The 17926-nt window shown below is 62.0% G+C and carries 10 protein-coding genes, 5 pseudogenes and 2 riboswitches; of the genes and pseudogenes, 12 read left to right on the top strand and 3 right to left on the bottom strand.

Annotated features, from left to right (window positions below):
* Nucleotides 1-5 precede the first annotated feature (5 nt).
* Complete coding sequence (locus JTY93_RS13855) at nucleotides 6-194, bottom strand: CbtB domain-containing protein (RefSeq protein ID WP_169995310.1); 189 nt, start codon at nucleotides 192-194, stop codon at nucleotides 6-8.
* A gap of 95 nt (nucleotides 195-289) precedes the next feature.
* A riboswitch (cobalamin riboswitch) is annotated at nucleotides 290-492 on the bottom strand.
* Between the two features lie 171 nt (nucleotides 493-663).
* Between JTY93_RS13855 and JTY93_RS13850 the strand changes: the two genes are divergently transcribed.
* Nucleotides 664-957 carry a M10 family metallopeptidase C-terminal domain-containing protein gene (locus JTY93_RS13850; RefSeq protein WP_205477047.1) on the top strand — a complete coding sequence of 98 codons (294 nt, stop codon included), beginning with the start codon at nucleotides 664-666 and terminating at the stop codon, nucleotides 955-957.
* A gap of 196 nt (nucleotides 958-1153) precedes the next feature.
* On the opposite strand, the gene JTY93_RS13845 is transcribed toward JTY93_RS13850, so the two are convergent.
* On the bottom strand, nucleotides 1154-1660 hold the full coding sequence (locus JTY93_RS13845; RefSeq protein WP_205477046.1) for a hypothetical protein: 507 nt from the start codon (nucleotides 1658-1660) through the stop codon (nucleotides 1154-1156).
* Between the two features lie 219 nt (nucleotides 1661-1879).
* Nucleotides 1880-2080, top strand: a riboswitch (cobalamin riboswitch).
* A 93-nt stretch (nucleotides 2081-2173) separates the two neighbouring features.
* Between JTY93_RS13845 and cobW the strand changes: the two are divergent.
* The 4 genes and pseudogenes from cobW to JTY93_RS13825 all read left to right on the top strand — a co-directional run bounded on the left by cobW (nucleotide 2174) and on the right by JTY93_RS13825 (nucleotide 8821).
* Nucleotides 2174-3236 (top strand): annotated as a pseudogene (gene cobW, locus JTY93_RS13840) (cobalamin biosynthesis protein CobW).
* A gap of 3 nt (nucleotides 3237-3239) precedes the next feature.
* Nucleotides 3240-7000, top strand: a pseudogene (gene cobN, locus JTY93_RS13835) (cobaltochelatase subunit CobN).
* 160 nt (nucleotides 7001-7160) lie between these two features.
* Nucleotides 7161-8159, top strand: coding sequence for a magnesium chelatase ATPase subunit I (locus tag JTY93_RS13830; protein WP_205477044.1), 999 nt, complete (start codon nucleotides 7161-7163; stop codon nucleotides 8157-8159).
* Nucleotides 8160-8191: 32 nt separating this feature from the next.
* Nucleotides 8192-8821, top strand: a pseudogene (locus tag JTY93_RS13825) (vWA domain-containing protein).
* Between the two features lie 230 nt (nucleotides 8822-9051).
* On the opposite strand, the pseudogene JTY93_RS13820 reads toward JTY93_RS13825, so the two are convergent.
* Nucleotides 9052-10000, bottom strand: a pseudogene (locus tag JTY93_RS13820) (DUF1853 family protein).
* 154 nt (nucleotides 10001-10154) lie between these two features.
* On the opposite strand from JTY93_RS13820, the gene JTY93_RS13815 reads away from it, so the two are divergent.
* The 7 genes and pseudogenes from JTY93_RS13815 (at nucleotide 10155) to zapE (ending at nucleotide 17867) form a co-directional block, all read left to right on the top strand.
* Nucleotides 10155-11045 (top strand): NAD(+) kinase, encoded by an 891-nt coding sequence (locus JTY93_RS13815; protein WP_205518864.1) that lies wholly within the window; start codon nucleotides 10155-10157, stop codon nucleotides 11043-11045.
* A pseudogene (locus tag JTY93_RS13810) lies at nucleotides 11042-12017 on the top strand (metallophosphoesterase). The gene JTY93_RS13815 and the pseudogene JTY93_RS13810 overlap by 4 nt, the downstream one beginning before the upstream one ends.
* Complete coding sequence (locus JTY93_RS13805) at nucleotides 12014-12883, top strand: rhomboid family intramembrane serine protease (RefSeq protein WP_205477220.1); 870 nt, start codon at nucleotides 12014-12016, stop codon at nucleotides 12881-12883. The pseudogene JTY93_RS13810 and the gene JTY93_RS13805 overlap by 4 nt, the downstream one beginning before the upstream one ends.
* 30 nt (nucleotides 12884-12913) lie before the next feature.
* Nucleotides 12914-13174, top strand: coding sequence for a YeaC family protein (locus JTY93_RS13800; RefSeq protein WP_029291449.1), 261 nt, complete (start codon nucleotides 12914-12916; stop codon nucleotides 13172-13174).
* Nucleotides 13171-14001, top strand: a complete 831-nt coding sequence (locus tag JTY93_RS13795; protein WP_205477221.1) for a DUF2797 domain-containing protein — start codon at nucleotides 13171-13173, stop codon at nucleotides 13999-14001. Before JTY93_RS13800 ends, JTY93_RS13795 begins: the two co-directional genes overlap by 4 nt.
* 13 nt (nucleotides 14002-14014) lie before the next feature.
* On the top strand, nucleotides 14015-16672 hold the full coding sequence (gene pepN, locus JTY93_RS13790) for an aminopeptidase N (protein ID WP_205477222.1): 2658 nt from the start codon (nucleotides 14015-14017) through the stop codon (nucleotides 16670-16672).
* 88 nt (nucleotides 16673-16760) lie between these two features.
* Nucleotides 16761-17867: a cell division protein ZapE gene (gene zapE, locus JTY93_RS13785; protein WP_205477223.1), complete on the top strand. Its 1107-nt coding sequence runs from the start codon at nucleotides 16761-16763 to the stop codon at nucleotides 17865-17867.
* The last annotated feature ends 59 nt before the right edge of the window (nucleotides 17868-17926 follow it).

The following is a 17926-nucleotide window of genomic DNA, read 5'->3' as shown; positions in this document are numbered from 1 at the left end:
AGGTCTCAATGGCACGGGAAGGCGGCGCTGTGGCGCGTATCGTGGGCGGCGTTGTGGACGGCCTCGATATGCGAAAATCCGGCGAAATACACCAGGCACGCGCCGAGGATCGACGCACCGATGGCGGCGGTCAGGCGTTGGCTCAGGGTGGCGGTGTGGCTGGCGGAGTGCGAGGTGCTGCTGATGATCGACATGGCGCGTCCCTTTCGAGTGTCAGGGTGGTACGAGCGCATGAAAACCCCGCGAGCCAGGCACGCAGGGTTCTGAACAGCGCCCGCCCACCGCGGGTTTGTTATCTGATTTTCGGGCCGGTCTCCGGGCTTGCGAGGGACACTGGGTCATAAAAGCATCGCCTTCCCATGCCGCTAGGCACAGTGGATCTGATACTTCGCTCGCTTACCGTTGCGGGGGCAGCACCGGACTGTCATGCAGGCATGGGTCACCGGTTTCCCGTTTCACCCTGTGAAGGGCACCTGAAACAAGATGTGTAGGAGAGCATGGCCAGGGTGATTCCGTCAATTGAGCGAGTGCACACGCGCAGAAAAGTGCTGAGTTCGATGCCCGGTTCATAAAAAAAATATGAACAGATATTCGTCTGTTGCCGAAATATAAAAAAATATCTTCTGAGCATATATGTAACTGCACCGGTTCTAGGCGCGATAGTTGGGTGGTGTCGCGCGCAAACGGTTTGCTAGCGTCGCTTCAAGAACTAATAGCGACAAGATCGACATTTCGACCCTGCTGAGCAAAGCCGGAATCGACAAACTGACGTTCGTCCGCAAACTGTCTGGCAAAGCGGGTGAGACCTTTCTGGACTACAACCGCAGCAAAAATCAGTCGACATTGGCCATCGACCTGACGGGGAAGGGGTGTTTCGACTTTTTCGTCAGAAGTCATGGCCCGATCAATCCGCCCGATCTCATCACCAAGGCTGCGGGCGCACAGCACTACACCTGACGAATTGAGATCCAGGGCAGTGAGCAAGGCCGCTGGTCGCGCGCCTTGCCCGTTGTACATGCACTGCGCGATCCGTTCTCCAACCCTATCCTGTCTGGTTTTATGGGGTTGGTATTCCCCTGCAAGGGATGTTTGCAGTTTCGTCAGGCCTATCGATTGCTGGTGGGACAGGTGCCTGGCTGATCAGGTTTTATCCTTAGGATACAAATCTGATTCTAGGCTTGTTAGGCAGCCTGTTGATCAGGGAGTCAAGGTTGGCATGATCGAACCTTTGGTCTTGCAATCCTCGCCCATCCCAAGTGAAACCAACTCCGATATCCAACTCGTTAAGCAGGCGAGAACGGTTGAGAAGTTCCTTGGCAACTGCTGACGCGTGTGTAGAAAAGGTTCGAGTGGTAGGCAGCAGGCCGGCGGCTTCTTTCAATTCATTGAAGTTAACGTACTTGTCACCGGCCCCTGCTGCGTACTCATTAAAATGGTTCTTCACCTCTTGGAGTAGACGCTTGTTGCTGTAGGACGAAGGAGAGCGCACTTGAGATGATGCCCTCGGTGTCGCACGCGTTGTGCGATTGCTGCCGCTGGTGTCATCCGTCCATTGGTTCTGGGCAGTGTCGGTTTTAGCGGGGATTTGCTGGTTGCGGTTGTCGCCCAGCGTGAGGGGCGGGGTGTAGATGCTATTGGGTTGAAGTATTGAAAGTGTCATGACAGATCCTCGAATGTATTGCTGTATTGGGCGCTCACCGCAATTGCACTCCTGTAGCAGTGCCGACAGGGCTGCAACTGGACGAGCCGATAGGTGTGTGGCGCTCGCAACAAATCCGTTCCTCGTCGAGATGCGCAAAGTCATACAGAGTTTTAATCCAAGCTGGCGGGTAAATTATTGATCTCGGCTTGCCGACATTGACCCGCTCACTGGCACTGCGTAGCCTTGCGCCTTCGAGGTTCTTCGGCCCAGGTCGAAGCTAAGAAGGGAACGCGGTCGATGCCGCGGCTGCCCCCGCAACTGTAAAGGGTTCATCTGACTGCCACGCCACTGCCTGAACAGGCGGGAAGGCGCAGTCAGCGCCAGCCACAAGGCCGGCAAGCCCCAAGCCAGGAGACCTGCCTCGCAACCGATTTTCCAATTCAACCGGGCGGGGTGATCCGGTGACGAAATCTGCCGCTGCGCGCCGTCGCAGGGCCTATCGTCCCGTATGCCCGCCCCAAAGGGCATCCGATGAAAACACTGGCCAAACTCCCCGTCACTATCGTCACCGGCTTTCTGGGTTCGGGCAAAACCACCTTGCTGCGCCATATGCTGGACAACGCCCAGGGCCGCCGCATTGCCGTGATCGTCAACGAATTCGGCGAACTGGGCATCGATGGCGAGATCCTCAAGCAGTGCTCCATCGGTTGTACCGAGGAAGAAGCCAACGGTCGGGTCTATGAGCTGGCCAACGGCTGCCTGTGCTGCACCGTGCAGGAAGAGTTCTTCCCGGTGATGCGTGAACTGGTGGCGCGCCGTGGCGACTTGGACCATATCCTCATCGAAACCTCCGGCCTGGCCCTGCCCAAGCCTTTGGTGCAGGCCTTCCAGTGGCCGGAAATCCGCAGCGCCTGCACGGTAGACGCGGTGATCACCGTGGTCGACAGCCCGGCCGTGGCTGCCGGCACCTTTGCCGCGTTCCCGGACCAGGTCGACGCCCAGCGCAAGCTGGATCCCAACCTGGACCACGAATCGCCACTGCACGAGCTGTTTGCCGACCAACTGGCCAGCGCCGACCTGGTGATCCTCAACAAAACCGACCTGATCAGCGCCGAAGACCTGGCCCGTGTACGCCTGGAAGTGGCCGAAGAACTGCCGCCCGCGGTGAAAATCGTCGAAGCCAGCAGCGGCCGTCTGCCCCCTGGACGTGTTGATTGGCCTGGGCGCGGGTTCCGAGGAGCATATCGACGGGCGCCATAGCCATCACGATCACCACCACGAAGGTGAAGACGATCACGACCATGATGCGTTTGATTCCATCTCCATCGACCTGCCCCAGGCGGATGAAGCGCTGCTGCTCGACGCCCTGACCCAATTGGTGGTGCAGCACGGCATCCTGCGGGTCAAAGGCTTCGCCGCGATCCCCAACAAACCGATGCGCCTGCTGATCCAGGGCGTGGGTACGCGCTTCGACAAGCACTTTGACCGCGCCTGGGGGGCTGATGAAGCACGCATCACGCGCCTGGTGCTGATCGGCCAGGACCTGGACGCAGCGGGCCTCGAAGCGCAATTGCGCGCCGCCCTTAGCGTTTAACCCATGCATCTGCTCAGGACCCAGCCCGGTGGTTTCGTCTCCGATGACAACATCGCCGACCTTGGACAAACTCCCGCCGAGCTGGTGATCCTGTGCAGCGGTGATTCCAGCCTGGCGCTATTGGCCGAAGCGGCCCAGCAACTGCCCGACGACTATCCGAGCCTGCGCCTGGCCAACCCGATGCAGGTGCAGAACCACGCGTCGGTGGACCTGTATGTGGACGAAGTGCTGCGCCACGCCAAGGTCATCCTGATATCCCTGCATGGTGGCATTGGCTATTGGCGCTACGGTATCCAGCGCCTGGTGGAATTGGCCGAGCAGGGCGTGCAGTTGATCCTGGTGCCGGGGGATGACCGTCCCGATCCCGAACTCAGTGGCCTGAGCACCGTGGATGCGCCAGCGCGTGACCGCCTGTGGCACTTTTTGCGCCAGGGTGGACTGGGGAATGCACTGGATTTCTATCGCTGCCTGGCCAGCAGCTATCTGGAGCGCGATTACGCCTGGGGCGAGCCGCAAACCCTGCCGCGCACCGCGATTTATCATCCGCACAAGGCCAATGCGCGCCTGAATGACTGGCAGGCAGACTGGAACGCCGCATGGCCGGTGGCGGCGGTGCTGTTCTACCGCTCGCACTTGCAGGCGGCCAATACCGCTTTTATCGATGTGTTCTGCCAGCGCCTGCAGGCCGCGGGCCTCAACCCGCTGCCAATGGCGGTGGCCAGTTTGAAAGAGCCCGGCTGCCTGACGGTGGTCGAGGATCTGCTGGACGAGGTGGGGGCAGCGGTGATTCTCAACACCACCGGCTTTGCCCAATCCAGCCCCGAAGCGCCCCATCTGCGCCCGTTCCGCCGCAATATCCCGGTGATTCAGGCCATCTGCGCCCAGGACAACCAGCCCGGCTGGGAAGCCAGCGAGCAAGGCCTGGGCCCGCGCGACCTGGCCATGCACATCGCCTTGCCAGAACTGGACGGGCGGATCATCAGCCGCCCCATCAGCTTCAAGGACCTGGCTTGGCGCAGCGAGCGCAGTCAGTCGGATGTGGTGTGCTATCGCGCCGCGCCCGAGCGCATGGATTTCGTGGCCGAGCTGGCACGGCGCTGGGTCGAGCTGGCACGGGTGCCGAATGCTGATAAACGCATCGCCCTGATCCTCGCCAACTACCCGACCCGCGACGGGCGCATTGGCAACGGTGTGGGCCTGGATACCCCGGCCGCCGCCTTGAATATCCTGCGCGCTCTGCAAGCGGAGGGTTATCCGCTGCCATCCACCTTGCCAGACAGCGGCACGGCCTTGATCCACGAGCTGCTCGGCGGTGTGACCAACGATCTGGACAGCCTCGACCTGCGCCCCTGCCACCAAAGCCTGGGCCTGGACGATTACCAGGCGATGTTCAATCGCTTGCCCGAGGCCAACCGCCAGGCCGTGTTGGCACGCTGGGGCTCGCCCCATAACGATCCGATGTGCCGTGACGGGCGCATGATGATCGCCGGCCTGCGCCTGGGCCTGACCTTTGTCGGCATCCAGCCTGCACGGGGATACCAGGTGGATGCCAGCGCGGTTTACCACGACCCGGACCTGGTGCCGCCCCACGCTTACCTGGCGTTCTATTTCTGGTTGCGCAACACCTACGGCGCCCACGCTGTCATTCATGTGGGCAAGCACGGCAATCTGGAGTGGCTGCCGGGCAAGGGCGTCGGGTTGTCCGAAAACTGCTGGCCGGATGCGCTGCTGGGGCCGCTGCCCAATATCTATCCGTTTATCGTCAACGACCCGGGCGAGGGGGCTCAGGCCAAGCGCCGCACCCAGGCCGTGATCATCGACCATTTGATGCCGCCGTTGACCCGCGCCGAGACCTATGGCCCGCTGCGCAACCTGGAGCTGTTGGCGGACGAGTATTACGAAGCGCAATTACTCGACCCACGACGCGCCCTGGAGCTACAAAAGGACATCCTCAAGCTGGTACGCGAAACCCGCATCGACCAAGAGCTTGAGCTGGATAAGGAAGCCGACGCCGCCGTCTGGCTGCCGCGCCTGGATACCTACCTGTGCGACTTGAAGGAATCGCAGATCCGCGACGGCCTGCATATTTTTGGTGAATCGCCCGAAGGTCGCCTGCGTATCGACACCTTGTTGGCCCTGCTGCGCATCCCGCGTGGCGATGGGCGCGGCCCGCAATCGAGCCTGCTGCGCGTGTTGGCCAAGGCTTTTGAACTGGGCTTTGACCCGCTGGATTGCGCCCTGGCCGAACCCTGGACCGGGCGCCGTCCCGAGGTGTTGCAGAAGATCGACGACCAGTTGTGGCGCACCGCCGGCGATACCCGTGAGCGCCTGGAGTTGTATGCGGCGCGGCTGATCGAACAGGCGCTGGAAGGGCCGCTTGAGCAGCTTGAGGAGCCGGGTTGGGAAGATGTGAAATCGGTGATCGAAAGCCTGCGCATCGTCGTCGCGCCGCGCCTGGATGCCTGCGGTCCGGCAGAAATGCGCGGCTTGCTGGATGCCCTGGGCGGTCGCTTCGTGCCGGCCGGCCCCAGTGGTGCGCCGAGCCGTGGGCGCCTTGATGTACTGCCGACGGGGCGTAACTTTTTACCGTCGATGTGCGCAATTTGCCGACCACCACCGCCTGGCGGATCGGCTTCCAGTCCGCAGACCTGATGCTTGAGCGGCACCTGCAGGACCATGGCGACCATTTGCGCCAACTCGGGCTTTCGGTGTGGGGCACCGCGACCATGCGTACCGGCGGTGACGATATTGCCCAGGCCATGGCGCTGATGGGCGTGCGACCGGTGTGGGCCACAGGCAGCCAGCGGGTCGATGACTTTGAAATCCTGCCCATCAGCTTGCTCGACCGCCCGCGAGTTGACGTCACGTTGCGGGTGTCCGGTTTCTTCCGTGATGCCTTCGCCAACCTGATCCGGCTGTTCGATGCCGCCGTGCAGGCGGTAGCGGCGCTGGATGAGCCGGACGACATGAACCCCCTGGCAGCCAAGGTACGCAGCGAGCGTGATGCGCTGCTCAAGTCTGGCCTGGATGAGGAGGCAGCGGCCAAGCAGGCTGGCTGGCGTATCTTCGGCGCCAAGCCCGGTGCCTATGGCGCGGGCGTACAGGGCGCAATTGACGGTCGTCTATGGCAAAGCCGCGAAGACCTGGCCGAGGTCTACCTCAATTGGGGCGGCTACGCCTATGGCGGTGCCGATGAGGGCACCGCCGCTCGCGAACAGTTCGCCCAGCGCCTGAGCCAAGTGCAGGCGGTGTTGCAGAACCAGGACAACCGCGAGCACGACCTGCTCGACTCCAATGACTACTATCAATTCCAGGGTGGCATGCTCGCCGCCGTGGAAACCCTCAGTGGCGCCAAGGCGGCCAGCTACCATGGCGACCATAGCCAGCCGGACTTGCCGAAGATTCGCACGCTGAAGGAAGAGCTGAATCGGGTGATCCGTTCCCGCGCGGCCAATCCCAAGTGGATCGAAGGGGTCAAGCGCCATGGCTATAAAGGTGCGTTCGAGATGGCGGCAACGGTGGACAATTTGTTCGCCTTCGACGCTACCACCGCGCTGATCGACGATCATCAATATGCATTGCTGGCCGATGCCTATCTGCTCGACCCCGACACCCGGGCGTTTGTGCAACAGCACAACCCCGATGCCCTGCGTGACATGACCGAGCGTATGCTCGAAGCCCAGCAGCGCGGCATGTGGCAGGAGCCGGGGGCGTACCGCGAGGCATTGGAAAACCTGCTGCTGGACATAGAAGAAGACACCTGATGCTGATCGTATGCCGTGATGCTCAGTGTCACTGTAGGAGCGAGCTTGCTCGCGAAAAACCCAAGGGCAACGCGCTCATCAATACTCGCGTCAACGTTGACTATTTTCGCGAGCAAGCTCGCTCCTACAGGGGCGCGACAGAAATCATCGAGATATCAGTATGACTGACACCCCGCATTTTCCACTGTCGGCTGTAGTCGGCGCCGACGACCTGAAGCTTGCGCTATGCCTGGCCGCCATCGACCCGAAGATCGGCGGCGTGCTGATCGAAGGCCCGCGTGGCATGGCCAAGTCCACCCTGGCCCGCGGCCTGGCGGATCTGTTGGCCAGCGGGCAGTTTGTCACCTTGCCCTTGGGCGCCACTGAAGAAAGGCTGGTGGGCACCCTGGACCTGGACGCGGCCTTGGCCGAAGGCCGTGCGCAGTTTTCCCCGGGCGTGCTGGCCAAGGCTGATGGCGGCGTGTTGTATGTGGACGAAGTCAACCTGCTGCCCGATCACCTGGTGGACCTGCTGCTCGACGTCGCCGCCAGTGGCACCAACCTGATCGAGCGCGACGGCATTTCCCACCGGCATCCGGCGCGTTTTGTGCTGATCGGCACGATGAACCCGGAAGAGGGCGAATTGCGCCCGCAACTGCTCGACCGCTTTGGCTTCAATGTGGCGTTGAGCGGGCAGACCCTGCCGGCCGAGCGTGGGCAGATCATCCGCCGCCGCCTGGATTTCGACAGCGACCCAGCAGCCTTCTGTGCGCAGTGGGCCGAACAACAAGCGGCGTTGCGCGAACGCTGCACCCAGGCCCGTGCGCGCCTGGACAGCATCGCCCTGGATGATCAGACCCTGGCGCAGATTAGCCAGCGCTGTTTTGCCGCCGGGGTCGATGGCCTGCGTGCCGATCTGGTGTGGTTGCGCGGGGCGCGGGCCCATGCCGCGTGGCGTGGTGCCGTGGCCATCGCTGAAGAAGATATAGAGGCTGTGGCCGAATTTGCCCTGCGTCACCGTCGCCAGGAACACTCTTCGCCTGCGAGCATGCCCGATCAGGGCCAGGCGCCCCAGCCTTCAGATAACTCGCCAGGCCAAGGCCAGTGGGGCGATATGCCCGCGCCTGCGTTGCCCATGGGCGCTCGCCGAGAGGTGCCGGCCTGGCCCAAAAAGCCCTAGGCATCCGCCCCCCGATCTGACACGGGGGGTGGATGCCCGCCCCAAAGCCGGGCGATTGGACAGGGGGCCGGCAGGGTAAGGCGCGTAGCGCGCAGCAGGGGCGTGGTCAACTGGCCGGGCACCTTGCTGGCGGGCAGGCCGCAGTCCCGCGAAGACTTGCGCTTTCACCTGCGCAGCCGCTCGGCCCATGAGTTATGGCTGGTCATTGTCGATGCCTCGGCTTCCACGCGGCGCCACCAGGCGTTGAGCGATGCCAAGGGCTTGCTGGCGCAGGTGTTTGACGATGCCTATCGGCAACGGGCACGGCTGGCGTTGTTGACGGCCTGCGGGCAGGTGCCGAACTGGCAGGTCCAAGGCTTGAAAGCGGCGAAGGGCCTGGGCCGTTGGCTGGATGGACTGGGGGGCGGGTGGCGGGACGCCGTTTGCTCGCTGCATTGACCGAGGCCGGGCATTGGCTGGTAGCACGGCGCAAGCGGCATCCGGCTGAACAGCAGCGATTACTGGTGATTACCGATGGCCGGTTGAAAGATATCGGCGCATTGCCAGTGCTGCAGTGCCAGGGCTTGCTGGTGGATATCGAACGTGGGCCGATACGCTTGGGGCGGGCCCGGGAGCTAGCTGCGGGGTTGTGCGTGGATTATCGGCATATTGATGGTTTGTAGGGCTTCTGTGGCGAGCGGGCTTGTCGGAACGCCGCATCGCCCGCGCTGGGCTGCGAAGCAGCCCCAAAACACCCGCCGCGTTTCTTCAGATAAACCGCGATGTCCGGGTTTAGGGCTGCTTCGCAGCCCAGCGCGGGGCAAGCCCGCTCGCCACAGGGGAGGTCGTCAATGTCTGAAAATTGTGTAGATACCGATGCTGCGATGAGGCCCTCAAATCCCCCACCGGAATATCAGCCCGCCCCCGGCACATTCGGCCAAAGATCCGCCACCAGAAACAGCCGCTCCGCTTCCTCCCACTCCTCGCCGTTCTGAATCATCCGCACCAACAACTGCGCTGGCGCCATCGGATCAAGGTCGGCAAGCCAGCATTGCATCTGCTCTGCCGTCCACACGTCCTCTGCCGGGTAATGCGCCGGCGCGAGCCAGGCGTGACGGGGCAGGGGTTGCCAGCGCCCCGTCTGGCTGTTGCGGATAAAGTCCGGCCAGTCGCGCTGATGCAACCAGCGCCCGCGCAAGTGCTGGGGATGGGCGCCGAGGGGCGCCGCCGCCTCACCGGGCCAGGGGGTACAACAAGTAACCGCCCAGCCACAGATGGGCATCGAACTGCTGGATATCCAGGGCCGCCAGCACCTCCCGGCTTTCGGCTCTGGCCGAGATGGGCAGTTGATGATCAGCCAGGTGCGCCAACTTGCGGTCGAGGCGGTCGTGACAACCTGGGCCGAGCCATTGCGCGGGATCACGACCGTCACCGTCTTGCGGGCCCAGGTAGAGCTTGATCGCCAGTTCCAGGTGATGCACGCCGTCACGATCGCGCAGCAGCATATCCAGCTCACCCAAGGTATGCCCAGCCTGGCGAATCGGCAGGTTGGCCGCCAGCAATTGCACGCCTGGGGCGTGTCGCACGGCAAACTGCCACAGACGTTCGTAATACAGGCCCAGGCGGCGGGTGCGGGCGAGGCTCAGCCAATGCTGCAGGGCGCTGCTGTCCTGGTCCAACTGCCTGAGCCATTGCTCCAGAGCAGCAGGCCGCTGCACCCACTCGCTGCCGGCCAGGGGGGTGGCGTTGGGGCCAGGGGGTCTGTTCCAGCATCGGCGGGGCGAGGATGACCCACGCCAGGTCCGCACCTCGGGATGACGCAATTGACGGGGCAGGTAGTGCAGGTCGGGAAACGGATTCATGGTCCGAGCATAGCTGTTTCCTACTCGCCCGGCACCGCGCAGGACGTTGAGAACGGTTGTCGTCTGGGCCTTGCGGCGACAAAGGATTTTGTCTAATGCGGCCTTTCGCCCATAATCGTTCTTTTTCGCCACACCCAAACCCTGCAGGAGCCCCATGGAGCAATTTCGCAATATCGGCATCATCGGTCGCCTGGGCAGTACCCAGGTTCTGGACACCGTCCGCCGGCTGAAAAAGTTTCTGCTTGAGCGCCACCTGCATGTGATCCTCGAAGACACCATCGCCGAGATTCTGCCGGGCCACGGCCTGCAGACCTCGTCGCGCAAAATGCTCGGTGAAGTCTGCGACATGGTAATCGTGGTCGGCGGCGACGGTAGCCTGCTGGGCGCCGCCCGGGCCTGGCGCGGCATAACGTGCCGGTGCTGGGGATCAACCGGGGCAGCCTGGGGGTTCCTCACCGATATCCGCCCCGATGACCTGGAAGTCGAAGTGGCCAAGGTGCTGGACGGCCATTACTTGGTGGAAAACCGCTTCCTGCTGCAAGCCGAAGTGCGCCGCCATGGCGAAGCCATCGGCCAGGGCGATGCCCTCAACGACGTGGTGCTGCACCCTGGCAAATCGACACGGATGATCGAGTTCGAGCTGTATATCGACGGCCAGTTCGTCTGCAGCCAGAAGGCCGACGGTCTGATCGTCGCGACGCCCACCGGTTCCACGGCCTACGCGCTGTCGGCGGGCGGGCCGATCATGCATCCCAAGCTCGATGCCATTGTGATCGTGCCGATGTACCCCCATATGTTGTCGAGCCGGCCGATTGTGGTCGATGGCAACAGTGAGCTGAAAATCGTGGTCTCCAAAGACATGCAGATCTACCCGCAAGTCTCCTGTGACGGGCAGAACCACTTTACCTGCGCCCCCGGTGACACCATCACTGTGAGCAAAAAGGCGCAGAAGTTGCGGTTGATCCATCCGCTGGATCACAACTACTACGAAGTGTGCCGCACCAAGCTGGGCTGGGGCAGCCGCTTGGGGGGTGGAGGCGACTGATGCTCGATCCCGCGCGTAGCTACGACCTGATTGGTGACGTGCACGGTTGCGCTCATACCCTTGAGCACCTGCTCGACCAGATGGGTTACCACAAGCAGGGTGGCACCTGGCGCCATCCGTCACGCATGGCGGTGTTCCTCGGCGATATCATCGACCGTGGGCCACGGATCCGCGAGGCACTGCATATCGTCCACGACATGGTCGAAGCCGGCCAGGCGTTGTGCATCATGGGTAACCATGAGTTCAACGCCCTGGGCTGGAGCACCCTGGCGCCGCCCGGCAGTGGCAAGCAGTACGTGCGTGAACATTCGCCACGCCATGAGCGGCTGATCCACGAGACCCTGACCCAGTTCGAACATCATCCGGGCGACTGGCATGACTTCCTCGGCTGGTTCTACGACATGCCGTTGTTTGTCGATGCCGGGCGTTTTCGTGTGGTGCATGCCTGCTGGGATTCGGGATTGATCGAGCCGCTGCGCAGACAATTCCCCGACGGATGCATTGACGAGCACTTCCTGCAGGCGGCAGCGGTGCCTGGCAGTTTTGCCTGCAACGCCTTCGACCGCCTGCTGCGCGGCACCGATATGCGCCTGCCGGACGGCCTGACGCTGACCGGCGGCGACGGCCTGACCCGTTCGTTCTTCCGCACCAAGTTCTGGGAGGACGACCCGAAGACCTACGGCGACATCGTGTTCCAGCCTGACGCCTTGCCCGACCCGGTGGCGCGTACGCCTTTGTCCTCGACTGAGAAAAAACTCCCTGCTGCGCTATGGCGTCGATGAGCCGCTGTTGTTCGTCGGCCACTATTGGCGCAGCGGTAAACCGGCGCCGATCCGCCCGAACCTGGCCTGCCTGGACTACAGCGCGGTGCTCTACGGCAAGCTGGTGGCCTATCGACTGGATCAGGAAACCCGCCTCGACCCGAACAAGTTCGTGTGGGTCGATGTCGAGCGTCCCGAGGTGATTTCATGAGTACCGTCGCAGTATTGCGCTTGCCCCTGAGCGTCGACCTGGGTGGCTTCGTCAAACTGTTGCAGCGCATGCAGGTGCCCCATCGCGTCAGCGAAGAGGCCGGCGAGCAGGTGTTGTGGGTACCGGACGCGATCAGCGAGGACGTGCGCAGCCTGTATCAACGCTTTCCCGCTGGCGACCCGGACCAGCAACTGGACATTCCTCAGGAACCGGCAGCCAAGCGCCCCGGTTTTCTCCAGCAATTGCGCCATAGTCCGTTGACCGCTGGTGTGTTGCTGCTGAGCCTGATCGTCGGTGCTGTCACGATGCTTGGTGACAACCTGCAAGCCATGAGTTGGCTGACGTTCCTGAATTTCCACGTGGCCGGCGAATACTTGTACTTCACTCCCCTGGCCGACAGCCTGGCGGCGGGGCAGTGGTGGAGGTTGGTGACGCCGATGCTGATCCACTTCGGCATACTCCACCTGGCGATGAATGGCATGTGGTACTGGGAGCTGGGGCGGCGGATCGAGTCGCGCCAGGGCAGTATCAACCTGCTGGGCCTGACGTTGCTGTTCAGCCTGGCCTCCAACTACGCGCAATACACCTTTGGCGGCCCCGGCCTGTTTGGCGGTTTGTCCGGCGTGCTGTACGGCCTGTTGGGCCATTGCTGGATCTATCAGTTGCTCGCGCCCAACCCCGCGTATCGCCTGCCCCGTGGGGTGCTGGTGATGATGCTGGTGTGGCTGGTGCTTTGCCTGTCGGGCCTGGTGTCGATGATCGGTTTCGGCGAAATCGCCAATGCGGCCCATGTCGGCGGCCTGGTGGTGGGTTGCATCACCGGTTTGCTCGGCGGGTTGTACAGCCGCCATAAACGTAACGCTTGAATCTCTGCCCATTCTTTAAGGAAGAGTCTTATGTCCTCTTTTGCTGAAATGATCGAAAACATCACGCCGGATATCTACCAGAGCCTCAAGCTCGCCGTGGAAATCGGCAAATGGTCCGATGGCCGCAAGCTCACCGCCGAACAGCGTGAACTGTCCCTGCAGGCGATGATCGCCTGGGAGCTGCAAAACCTGCCGGAAGACCAGCGCACCGGCTACATGGGCCCGCAGGAATGCCAGTCCAAATCGACCCCGGTGGAAAACATCCTGTTCAAGTCGGATGCCATCCATTGATTGAGATTGGCCGTGGTGCAGTCAGCAAGATGTCGGTGCAACTGGGTTCGCCGACGGTTCAATACGCCTTTCGCCTGGGTGATACAGAGGTGCCGGTCAACCCGTTGATTGGCACTCACATACGCCTGGAATACCTCGGTGCGATCCATTGCACCCATTGCGGACGCAAGACCAAGACCAGTTTCAGCCAGGGCTATTGCTACCCGTGCATGACCAAGCTGGCCCAGTGCGACCTGTGCATCATGAGCCCCGAGCGCTGCCATTTCGATGCCGGCACTTGCCGCGACCCGGCCTGGGGCGAAAAATTCTGCATGACCGACCATGTGGTGTACCTGGCGAACTCGTCAGGGATCAAGGTCGGCATCACCCGCGCCACCCAGTTGCCTACGCGCTGGCTGGACCAGGGGGCAAGTCAGGCGTTGCCGATCATGCGCGTGGCTACGCGCCAGCAATCTGGCTTTGTCGAGGATGTGCTGCGCAGCCAGGTCGCCGACAAGACCAACTGGCGCGCCTTGCTCAAGGGCGATGCGGTGTCGGTGGATCTCAAGCAGGTGCGCGACGAGTTGTTCGTCTCCTGCGCCGACGGCCTGCTGCAATTGCAGGAACGCTTTGGCCTGCAGGCCATCCAACCGGTTAGCGATATCGAGCCCCTCGAAATCCGCTACCCGGTGGAGCAATATCCGGCCAAGATCGTCAGCTTCAACCTGGACAAGAACCCGATTGCCGAAGGCACGCTGCTGGGGGTCAAGGGCCAATACCTGATCTTCGATACCGGCGTTATCAATATTCGTAAATACACGGCTTACCAGCTCGCCGTGCATCAGTAGAAGGATTTCACGCATGCGCACCGAACAACCGAAGATGATCTACCTGAAGGACTATCAGGCGCCCGAGTACCTGATCGACGAGACCCACCTGACCTTCGAGTTGTTCGAGGACCATAGCCTGGTCCACGCGCAGCTGGTGATGCGCCGCAATCCCGAGCGCGGCGCCGGCCTGCCGCCGCTGGTGCTGGACGGCCAGCAACTGGAACTGCTGAGCGTCGCCCTGGGCGACCAGGAGCTGAGCGCCGCCGACTACCAGTTGAGCGACAGCCACCTGACATTGCAGCCAATCAGCGACAGCTTCACTGTCGACACCAGCGTGCGCATCCACCCGCAAACCAATACCGCCCTGGAAGGCCTGTACAAGTCCGGCGGCATGTTCTGCACCCAATGCGAGGCCGAGGGCTTTCGCAAGATCACCTACTACCTGGATCGCCCGGACGTGATGAGCACGTTCACCACCACGGTGATCGCCGAGCAGCACAGCTATCCGGTGCTGCTGTCCAACGGCAACCCGATTGCCAGCGGCCCAGGCGAAGACGGTCGGCACTGGGCAACCTGGGAGGACCCGTTCAAGAAGCCGGCCTACCTGTTCGCCCTGGTGGCCGGTGACCTGTGGTGTGTCGAAGACACCTTCACCACCATGAGCCAGCGCACCGTCGCACTGCGTATTTATGTCGAGCCGGAAAATATCGACAAGTGCCAGCACGCCATGAACAGCTTGAAGAAGTCCATGCGCTGGGATGAAGAGGTCTACGGTCGCGAATACGACCTGGATATCTTCATGATCGTGGCCGTGAACGACTTCAATATGGGCGCCATGGAAAACAAGGGCCTGAATATCTTCAACTCCAGCGCGGTGCTGGCCCGCGCCGAGACCGCGACCGACGCCGCGCACCAGCGGGTCGAAGCGATTGTCGCCCATGAATACTTCCACAACTGGTCGGGCAACCGCGTGACCTGCCGCGACTGGTTCCAACTGTCGCTCAAGGAAGGCTTCACCGTATTCCGTGATTCGCATTTTTCTGCGGACATGAACTCGGCCACCGTCAAGCGTATCCAGGATGTGGCCTACCTGCGCACTCACCAATTCGCTGAAGATGCAGGACCCATGGCCCACGCCGTGCGCCCGGATAGCTTTATCGAGATTTCCAACTTCTACACCCTGACCGTGTACGAAAAGGGTTCGGAAGTGGTCGGCATGATCCACACCTTGCTCGGCGCCGAAGGTTTCCGCAAAGGCAGCGACCTGTACTTTGAGCGCCACGACGGCCAGGCCGTGACTTGCGATGACTTTATCAAGGCCATGGAAGACGCCAACGGCGCCGACCTGACCCAGTTCAAGCGCTGGTACAGCCAGGCCGGTACGCCACGTCTGGCGGTGAGCGAGTCCTACGACACCGCAGCCAAGACCTACAGCCTGACCTTCCGTCAGAGCTGCCCGCAAACCCCGGATAATGTGGAAAAGCTGCCGTTCGTGATTCCGGTGGCCCTGGGCCTGCTGGACGCCGATGGGGCTGATTTACCGCTGCGCCTGGCCGGTGAAGCCGCCGCGCAGGGCACTTCGCGGGTGTTGTCGGTGACTGAGGCCGAGCAGACGTTCACCTTCGTTGATATCGCCGCGCAGCCATTGCCGTCGCTGTTGCGTGGTTTCTCCGCGCCGGTGAAGTTGAGCTTCCCCTACACCCGTGACCAGTTGATGTTCCTGATGCAACACGACAGCGACGGGTTCAACCGCTGGGAGGCGGGCCAGCAACTGGCAGTGCAGGTATTGCAGGACCTGATCGGCCAACACCAGCAGGGCCAGGCCCTGGTGCTGGATCAGCGGCTGGTCAATGCACTGCGCAGCGTGTTGAGCGACGAGAGCCTGGACCAGGCCATGGTTGCGGAAATGTTGTCGTTGCCGGGTGAAGCCTACCTCACCGAAATCAGTGAAGTGGCAGACGTTGATGCGATCCATGCTGCTCGCGAATTTGCGCGCAAGCAGTTGGCCGACCAGCTGTTCGAAGGCCTGTGGCTGCGCTACCAGGCCAACCGCGATCTTTCGCGCAACACGCCTTACGTGGCGTCGGCCGAGCACTTCGCCCGCCGTGCCCTGCAGAACATCGCGCTGTCGTACCTGATGCTCAGTGGCAAGCCCGAAGTGCTGGCCGCGACCCTGGAACAGTTCGACGCGTGCGACAACATGACCGAGCGCCTGACCGCATTGGCGGTACTGGTCAACTCGCCGTTCGAGGCCGAGAAGGCCAAGGCCCTGCAAGTGTTTGCCGAGAACTTCAAGGACAACCCACTGGTCATGGACCAGTGGTTCAGCGTCCAGGCCGCTAGCGTATTGCCGAACGGGCTGGCGCGGGTCAAGGCGCTGATGCAGCACCCGGCGTTCAATATCAAGAACCCGAACAAGGTGCGTGCGCTGGTTGGCGCCTTCGCCGGGCAGAACCTGATCAATTTCCACGCGGCCGATGGTTCGGGCTATCGCTTCCTGGCTGACCTGGTCATCGAGCTGAATGCCTTCAACCCGCAGATTGCCTCGCGGCAGTTGGCGCCGCTGACCCGCTGGCGTAAATACGACAGCGCCCGCCAGGCGCTGATGAAGGCTGAACTGGAGCGCATCCGCGGTTCGGGCGAGCTGTCCAGCGATGTGTTCGAGGTGGTCAGCAAAAGCCTTGCATAGGGCTGACTGTCCAGCAGGGGCTGCCGGCAAGCCCCCTTGCCACAAACAAACCCCTCTCCACAGATGAGCTCTCTGGCCATGGAACGGTATGATTTTTGATTCACCCCTGGCCGCGTACCAGCAGGCCCTGCATGAGGGTTTTGTCGCCGACGATGCCCAGCGCCATGCCGTGCAAATCTTGCAGGATTGCCATGAGGCCTTGCATCAGGGCACCCATGGTCCTGTGGCCGGTGTTTATCTCTGGGGGCCGGTGGGCCGTGGGAAAACCTGGCTGATGGATCAGTTCTACCAGAGCTTGCGAGTGCCTGCGCGGCGTCAGCACTTTCATCACTTCATGGGCTGGGTCCACCAGCGCTCGTTCCAACTGACCGGTACCCCCGACCCCTTGCAGGCCCTGGCCCGTGAGTTGGCCGGGGAGGTGCGGGTGCTGTGTTTTGACGAACTATTCGTCAATGACATCGGCGATGCGATCATCCTCGGGCGTTTGTTCCAGGTGATGTTCGACGAAGGGGTGGTGATGGTCTGCACCTCCAATCAACCGCCGGAGCAGCTCTACGCCGACGGTTTCAATCGGGACCGCTTCATTCCGGCCATCGAGGCTATCAAGGCCCATATGCAGGTGGTGGCGGTAGCGGGCAGTGAAGATCATCGCCTGCACCCAGGCACCGCTGAGCAGCGCTACTGGGTCGATGAGCCCCAGGCACTGGCACAGGTATTTGAGCGGTTGAGCTCGGGACAAGCCTGCAGCGATGCACCGGTGGTCGTGGGCTCGCGCAGCATTGCCACAGTGAAATCCTCTGCCACGGTGCTGTGGTGTCGCTATGCCGATGTGTGCGAGCAACCGTTGGCGGCCATGGATTTCATGCAGCTGTGCGATCGTTACAGCGCCATATTGCTCGGCGAAGTCCCCAGTTTGAGCGCTCAGCAGCGTCCTGGACGGATTGCCCGCGGCACCGAGGACGGCGCCCAGCGCGTGGAGGCGGGGGATCGTGAGTTGCCGCAATTGTCTGTGCATGACGACGGCGTGCGACGCTTCATTGCCCTGGTCGATGAGTGCTACGACCGCAAGGTGCCGTTGTACATCGAAGCCAAAGTGCCTCTGGTGTCGCTGTACACCGAGGGTTATCTGGAGTTTGCCTTTCGACGGACCCTCAGTCGCTTGCAAGAAATGCAGCTACAGCGCTTCGGCAGATAATGGCTTTGAGCCACCTTTTGTCGATTGCAAGTGTGATAGCGCTTTCCTGCACAAACCTG

The sequence above is a fragment of the Pseudomonas hygromyciniae genome, assembly GCF_016925675.1.
GTDB lineage: Bacteria > Pseudomonadota > Gammaproteobacteria > Pseudomonadales > Pseudomonadaceae > Aquipseudomonas > Aquipseudomonas hygromyciniae.
The sequence above is the reverse complement of the archived record's forward strand: the minus strand, read 5'-3'. Positions and strand labels throughout refer to the sequence as shown.

Bases quoted from the DNA above. Each gene is read 5' to 3' on its own strand.
- JTY93_RS13855 (WP_169995310.1), bottom strand. From the start codon at position 194: ATGTCGATCATCAGCAGCACCTCGCACTCCGCCAGCCACACCGCCACC.
- JTY93_RS13845 (WP_205477046.1), bottom strand. From the start codon at position 1,660: ATGACACTTTCAATACTTCAACCCAATAGCATCTACACCCCGCCCCTC.
- JTY93_RS13830 (WP_205477044.1), top strand. From the start codon at position 7,161: ATGACTGACACCCCGCATTTTCCACTGTCGGCTGTAGTCGGCGCCGAC.
- JTY93_RS13815 (WP_205518864.1), top strand. From the start codon at position 10,155: ATGGAGCAATTTCGCAATATCGGCATCATCGGTCGCCTGGGCAGTACC.
- JTY93_RS13805 (WP_205477220.1), top strand. From the start codon at position 12,014: ATGAGTACCGTCGCAGTATTGCGCTTGCCCCTGAGCGTCGACCTGGGT.
- JTY93_RS13800 (WP_029291449.1), top strand. From the start codon at position 12,914: ATGTCCTCTTTTGCTGAAATGATCGAAAACATCACGCCGGATATCTAC.
- pepN (WP_205477222.1), top strand. From the start codon at position 14,015: ATGCGCACCGAACAACCGAAGATGATCTACCTGAAGGACTATCAGGCG.
- zapE (WP_205477223.1), top strand. From the start codon at position 16,761: ATGATTTTTGATTCACCCCTGGCCGCGTACCAGCAGGCCCTGCATGAG.